The following is a 6300-nucleotide window of genomic DNA, read 5'->3' as shown; positions in this document are numbered from 1 at the left end:
CAGATGACAAGGTGGTTACAGAGATAAATGAAGCGCAAATCGAGAAAGACCTTAAGCTGGCAGGTTATAACCTGCTGGTAACTTCAGAAGTTAATATGGCTCCCAAAGACATCTACAGCACCTATCATAATCTCTGGCGTATTGAAGAATCCTTCCGGATCATGAAATCCGACCTGGATGCACGCCCTGTATTCTTGCAGAAAGAGGACACAATCAAAGGACATTTCCTGATCTGCTATCTGACAGTTCTTCTGGGCAGGATCCTTCAATTTAAGATTTTGGAAAATAAATACTCTTCATCAGAAATATTCAATTTCATGAAGGAATTCAATGTAGTAGAAGCAGATGGAAAATACATCAATCTGGCAACCAACAGTCCCTTTATAAAGGAGTTTGCAGAGATGACAAAGCTGCCTCTGGATCACTATATATTGAACTCCAGACAAATAGAAAAAGTGCTGAACTTCCGATTCTGATATCGGAGGTTTAGCACCATTTTTTAACGTTAACTTCTAAAGTCAGGTTATATGCTGTCCGTGACGTTCTACGTTTCTTTGTGACCCATAAACCAAACGCTCTTATCATTGATTTCTTCGCTGGTTCCGGCACCACTCTTCATGCCGTTAATCTGTTGAATGCGGAAGATGGTGGTCATCGTCGCTGCATCTTAGTGACAAATAATGAAGTCTCTGATTCTGAAACAAAAGCTCTTATCAAAGCTGGGCATCACCCAGGCGATGAGGAATGGGAGAAGCTTGGCATTGCTCGCCATGTGACATGGCCGCGTACTGTCTGCTCGATTGAAGGTCATGACGTAAACGGTAAACCGTTGACGGGCAACTACATTGGTCCGGCTGGACAGAAAGATTCTGGCCAGCCAATGGCTAATGGATTCAAAGCCAACTGCATCTACTTTAAGCTTGGCTTCCTCGATAAGGATTCTGTTGCTCTTGGCAGACAGTTCCGTGAACTTCTTCCTATCCTGTGGATGAAGTCCGGTGCTGTCGGAAAATGTCCGGAGCTTGGAGCAGACGAAAAGATTCCGGATATCATGATTCTTCCGGAGAACCATATGCTGATTCTGAGTGCAGAATCCAAATACGAAACAATGGTTAAGGCTCTGGAAGAACATCCGGAAATCGATAGCGTATACATCGTCACGAATTCCGAATCAGCATACAGAGACATGGTTAACGGACTCAATGTAGACAAGACGTATCAGCTGTATCGGGACTATCTGGATAACTTCAGAATTAATACAGTTTCAAGGAGGTAAAACATGAGATTAACATTATTTCCGTTCCAGGAGCGGGCTGTAAATGCACTTCGTGATACGGTAAGCGAAGCACAGATGGAGTACCAGCATAATCATCGTCCGCAGGTTATTTCGTATACAGCACCTACCGGAGCCGGTAAGACCATTATCATGTCGGCCTTAATGGAGAATATCTTTAATGAGACTGCATTCTATTCTGCTCAGCCCGATACCGTATTCCTGTGGCTTTCAGACTCGCCTGAGCTTAACCGGCAGTCAATGGATAAAATCGACCGCAAAGCAGATAAAATCGCTTTGAATCAGTGTGTGTTCATTGATGATGCTTCATTCGATCAGGAAGAGTTTGATGACGGCAGAATTTATTTTCTGAATACGCAGAAACTTGGAAAGTCCAGCAATCTGACAAAGCGTTCGGATTCCAGACAGTATACAATCTGGGAAACTATCCGTAATACGGTCTATGATAAAGGCGATCGTTTGATCCTTATTATTGATGAGGCACATCGCGGCATGACAGGCAAAGATGCTGCACAGGCTACCACAATCATGCAGAAGTTTATTAAAGGCGACAGTGTTAATAAAGTCAAGCCAATGCCGCTTGTTATTGGTATGTCAGCAACGCCTAAGCGGTTCAATGTACTTGTCACCAATGCGGCTACTTCTACGATTCGCCGTGTGGTGACAACCGCAGACGAAGTCCGTTCTTCTGGCCTGCTTAAAGATAAGATTTATGCAGATTATCCGTCTTCTCAAAACAACGATATGGCTATGCTGCAAGCTGCTATGGACGAATGGCGCAGCAAGTGCGAACACTGGAAACAGTACTGTACGGATCAGCATTATGCACAGGTAAATCCTATATTCATCCTGCAGGTCAGAAATGGCACACATGGTAATATTAGTGATACGGATCTTGATGAATGCCTGCAGATTATGGAAAACCGGCTTGGCTATCAATTTACTGAAGGCGAAGTGGTGCAGGCATTCGGTGATCATTCTGAAGCACTCACCATCAATGGGCTAAAGGTTCCGCATATAAACGCTTCTGAAATTGAAGATAACAAAGATATCAAGGTTGTCATTTTTAAGGATTCGTTGTCTACTGGATGGGATTGCCCAAGAGCCGAAACCATGATGTCGATGCGCGGTGCACAGGACGAAACATACATTGCTCAGCTTCTTGGCCGCATGATCAGAACACCGCTGCAATGCCGGGTAAAAGTCGATGATACACTGAATAACGTTCATTTGTTCCTTCCATATTTCAACAAGGAAACTGTCAGTGAAATCGTTAAAAGTATCAATGACAACGAAGGATCTGAATTGGCAGCAGAAATCGAAAGTGAAGACGTATCCGATGTTAATGAAACATGGACTGTACATGGGACACATCAGACCGACAGTGTTTCATATACATCTGATAAAACGAATGCCTCTGAAACAGCTGCGGTCAAAGACAGCAATGCAATTTCTAATCAGTTGCCAGACCAAGCTGCGACCAGACAAGCGTCAAACAACTCATCAGCACCTATCACAAGTACAAATACAGGCGAATCTGAGACACTTGATAAGAATGATGATAATTCTGCCGAGCAGAAAAGCATGCCTTCAGAAACGCTTGTAAATACGCCTGAGAACGCTTCTAATCCGGCACAGGATCATAATAAATCTGCAGCAAACGAAACAACTGATCACGAACTTGGCGGTTTGTTCGCTGGAATAGAAGAAACGCATACTAAGCCAAAGCCTGCAGCCGATCCACAGCCGTCCTATACACCATTGTTTGACGGTAACGCCATTCGTGATGCTGTCAACGATATGTGCCTGCCGACATATGAAGTTAAAAACTTCTCAAATCCAAGCAGCAATTATTTGACGGCTATGTTCCGTCTGGCGCATTTCCTTGACCGGAGTATGCTGTATCAGAATGCTATTTCCGATATTGATACCGATATTGCTGACATGATTCATGCATATGTTGATCAGTTAAAGGCAGACGGCAAATACGATGACCTCAGAAAGAAAGCTATGGAGTTTGACCTGAATTCGCAGGTATTTGATGTTTACGGCAATTCGCTGGATAACGAAGTTCATACGGCAAAGCTGGTTACGGATACTGATCTGGACAGGCAGCTGCGAAGAGCGGAAGCAATCCTTGGCAATGATGGTATTTCATACTGGTACGGTAATAAGTATCACAATCCAGCCGATCCGTCTGCTTTCAAAGTGGATGTCATCCTGTTTTCCGCTTCTCCGACATGCCGGATGAAACTGGCAAATTATGCTGAAAAGAAATTTCATGAATTGGCCGATACATACAGACGTAAAACGGCAAAACTGGATGAAAAGGCACAGAAAGACTACAATCTTATCGTTTCTAATGCTGATAATATCAGCAAGCATAACTTCGTTCTCCCAGCTTCATTAAGACCGTATAACGAGACTGGTGGAAAGGTTTATAAGGATCACCTGTTCTGCAATGATAAAGGCGAAGCCCGCATCAATCTGAATCCATGGGAAGAAGCTACACTTGCCGAAGAAGAAAAACGGCCTGACTTTGTATGCTGGATCAGGAACCCTTCAAGAGGAAAATGGGCGTTATGCCTGCCGTATGTTAAAAACGATGAAAATCATGGCATGTATCCGGACTTCCTGATCATTCGCAAAGATGACTCTGGCTACATTCTTGATATTCTTGAGCCACATGATCCTTCCAGAGAAGACAATCTTGGCAAAGCAAAAGGACTGGCGAAATATGCGCGTGAAAATCCTGAAGTTGGCAGAGTGCAGCTGATTCGTATGAGCAAGGATCCTCTCGGTAAAGCAAACCTCAGACGGCTTGATCTTACGCTGACAGCCGTAAACGATAAAGTGAAGAAAGCTGTATCCAATGAAGAGCTTAATCATATTTTTGATACAGATGGATTCTTTGATGAGGGATAAGAATTATGCCAAGACCGAAAAAGGACGCGGTTCCGTTTAACATCAAAGCTGACAGAAAAATTATGGAGCGCTTCGAAGCTTACTGTGAAGAAGTTGGACAGACAAAAACAACTGCGTGGGAACGTATTGTAAATGCATTTCTGGACGAGTACTATATAAAAAAGAAGGAAAGCAAAAATCAGTGAAAGCTATTTGCTTAGCCTTGGGCAGTAAGATTTCTGCCTTCCAGCCGAATTGAGCTGGATATAAGTTAAAGTTAACAGCACTTATTAACTTATCTATTGTACATTTTGCAAAAGAAATATCGGCAAAATATTATTTGCTGTTAACTTATGAAATGTATAGTATTGTTCAAAATTGATCCGATATATTAATTCATCAATTGTCAATTCTCATAATGCAGAAACAAAGAGGAAAGACGGATGTCTTTCCTCTTGTGTGTACAGGAGATTATCATGTATTACGGAAATATTAAGAAATATGATATTGCGGATGGCGAAGGTGTCAGAGTTTCCCTGTTTGTATCCGGATGCACCAACCACTGTAAAGGCTGCTTTCAGCAGGAAACATGGGATTTTAACTTCGGTAAGCCTTATACAGAAGAAACTGAGCAGGAAATTCTGAAAGCTCTGGATCACGAATATATCCAGGGGCTGACACTGCTGGGTGGTGAGCCGTTTGAACCGGAGAACCAGCGGGTGCTTGTTCATCTGCTGAAGAAAGTCAGACAGATGTATCCTCAGAAAGATATCTGGAGTTATACCGGTTTTATACTCGACAAGGATCTGCTGCCTGGGGAAAGAAAGCATACAGAAGTTACCGATGAAATGCTTTCTTATCTGGATGTCCTTGTCGATGGACCGTTCATGCTGGACAAGAAAAATATCTCACTGGAATTCCGCGGCAGTGAGAATCAACGTCTGATCGACATGAACAAGACAAGACAGACAGGAACAATCGTGCTGTACCATGTAGATAACTGAGAAGGAAGGATACGTTCCTTCTTTTCTTATACAAAAGCGGACTGACTTGTTTCGCAGGTCCATATTCGAGATCTGCTGTGCGTTCATGATCGTTCAATGAACTGTTTGTTAATGCTGGATGTTCTCCAAGAGAGACACAGAACGCAATATCGTTGGAAAATGGATAGATAGGCTTAACCATTTCAGATATATTTCTCCTCCCTTTTTTGATTCTTTGCCTGATGATCAGAAAAAGAGCTGATAGCCAGCTCTATCCGTTATGCAGCAATGACACGTGCTCTTTCGGCAATGATATCCGGAATCCAGTATTCTTTATCCTCACGCGTGAAGCTGTGTGATTCCAGCCTGCCTTTGATGGCAATCAGTGAGCCGACCCGGCAGGCGGCTGCCATTTCCTCCGCAATCCCCTTCCAGAGAACCACCCGGAATACATCACTCATCAATCTTCCATCCGCATTGGGAAAGGAACGCTCACATTCAATCATGACATGGGCATATGTGTTTCCCTTTGCGCTTGTTTCTACCACTGGAACCTCCTTCACCTTTCCTACCAGAACACAGTTTGTAAACATCTTATCTTCCTCCTATGGCAGTATCCTACCGGAACGAAAAATGCTGTGCAAACGTGCAAATCTGCAGATTTTGAAACAAAAAAGCAGATTTACCTAAGCAAATCTGCTGTATGTGGAACATTTTGACGACTTTGGACAATCAGAATAATCCAAGCCGCTTTTCTTCATCAAGCTCTTTCTTTGCCTTCTTCAGCTGCTTCTGAAACTGAGAGCAGGAACCGTGACAGCTGCTGCAGCCGCAGTCACAGGACTCAACACCATTTTTAGCAACGTAACGGAATGCAAAGTATAACGCCACTGCAATCGGCAGCAGCACAAGCAAGTCAGCGAAGTTCATCGGGATATTCCTCCTGCCCTATTATGATAAACCAGAACAGAATCTGCTTCAATTAGTTTGCACGGGACTTTGACAGTTTGCTTTGAATAGAATTTCTCGAAAACCGCATGACTGCGGCTTTTTCTTTGTCTATTTTTGTCAAATTTCTTGCATTTTTATGTTGTATGTGTTGTATGTTTTATGGTACAA

General features: G+C 43.1%; 7 protein-coding genes. 5 read left to right on the top strand and 2 right to left on the bottom strand.

Annotation, left to right across the window (positions count from 1 at the left end; translation table 11 throughout):
* The 5 genes from MOZ60_RS11175 to nrdG form a co-directional block, all read left to right on the top strand.
* Nucleotides 1–476: IS1634 family transposase (locus tag MOZ60_RS11175; RefSeq protein ID WP_445972113.1), on the top strand; the 476-nt coding region annotated here is incomplete at its 5' end.
* A gap of 194 nt (nucleotides 477–670) precedes the next feature.
* Nucleotides 671–1276, top strand: a complete 606-nt coding sequence (locus tag MOZ60_RS11170) for a hypothetical protein (protein ID WP_370596734.1) — start codon at nucleotides 671–673, stop codon at nucleotides 1274–1276.
* Between the two features lie 3 nt (nucleotides 1277–1279).
* The gene (locus MOZ60_RS11165) at nucleotides 1280–4219 is read left to right on the top strand and encodes a DEAD/DEAH box helicase family protein (RefSeq protein WP_370596733.1); all 2940 of its coding nucleotides are present in this window, start codon (nucleotides 1280–1282) and stop codon (nucleotides 4217–4219) included.
* Between the two features lie 5 nt (nucleotides 4220–4224).
* The gene (locus tag MOZ60_RS11160) at nucleotides 4225–4404 is read left to right on the top strand and encodes a hypothetical protein (RefSeq protein ID WP_370596732.1); all 180 of its coding nucleotides are present in this window, start codon (nucleotides 4225–4227) and stop codon (nucleotides 4402–4404) included.
* A gap of 270 nt (nucleotides 4405–4674) precedes the next feature.
* Nucleotides 4675–5202: an anaerobic ribonucleoside-triphosphate reductase activating protein gene (nrdG, locus tag MOZ60_RS11155; protein WP_277007502.1), complete on the top strand. Its 528-nt coding sequence runs from the start codon at nucleotides 4675–4677 to the stop codon at nucleotides 5200–5202.
* 257 nt (nucleotides 5203–5459) lie between these two features.
* Here the strand turns inward: nrdG and MOZ60_RS11150 are convergent, their stop codons facing one another.
* Together MOZ60_RS11150 and MOZ60_RS11145 are read right to left on the bottom strand one after the other, a co-directional pair.
* Nucleotides 5460–5774, bottom strand: coding sequence for a single-stranded DNA-binding protein (locus MOZ60_RS11150; protein ID WP_108773872.1), 315 nt, complete (start codon nucleotides 5772–5774; stop codon nucleotides 5460–5462).
* Nucleotides 5775–5913: 139 nt separating this feature from the next.
* Complete coding sequence (locus MOZ60_RS11145) at nucleotides 5914–6111, bottom strand: FeoB-associated Cys-rich membrane protein (protein WP_277007508.1); 198 nt, start codon at nucleotides 6109–6111, stop codon at nucleotides 5914–5916.
* Nucleotides 6112–6300: the final 189 nt, after the last annotated feature.

This window comes from Grylomicrobium aquisgranense (genome assembly GCF_033971865.1).
GTDB classification, from domain to species: Bacteria; Bacillota_I; Bacilli_A; order Erysipelotrichales; family Erysipelotrichaceae; genus Bulleidia; species Bulleidia massiliensis.
Note: the sequence above shows the minus strand (reverse complement) of the source record. Positions and strands in the feature narration are given on the sequence as shown.

Excerpts from the sequence above, each read along its gene's own strand:
- MOZ60_RS11165 (WP_370596733.1), top strand. The coding sequence starts at position 1,280 with ATGAGATTAACATTATTTCCGTTCCAGGAGCGGGCTGTAAATGCACTT.
- MOZ60_RS11160 (WP_370596732.1), top strand. The coding sequence starts at position 4,225 with ATGCCAAGACCGAAAAAGGACGCGGTTCCGTTTAACATCAAAGCTGAC.
- nrdG (WP_277007502.1), top strand. The coding sequence starts at position 4,675 with ATGTATTACGGAAATATTAAGAAATATGATATTGCGGATGGCGAAGGT.
- MOZ60_RS11150 (WP_108773872.1), bottom strand. The coding sequence starts at position 5,774 with ATGTTTACAAACTGTGTTCTGGTAGGAAAGGTGAAGGAGGTTCCAGTG.
- MOZ60_RS11145 (WP_277007508.1), bottom strand. The coding sequence starts at position 6,111 with ATGAACTTCGCTGACTTGCTTGTGCTGCTGCCGATTGCAGTGGCGTTA.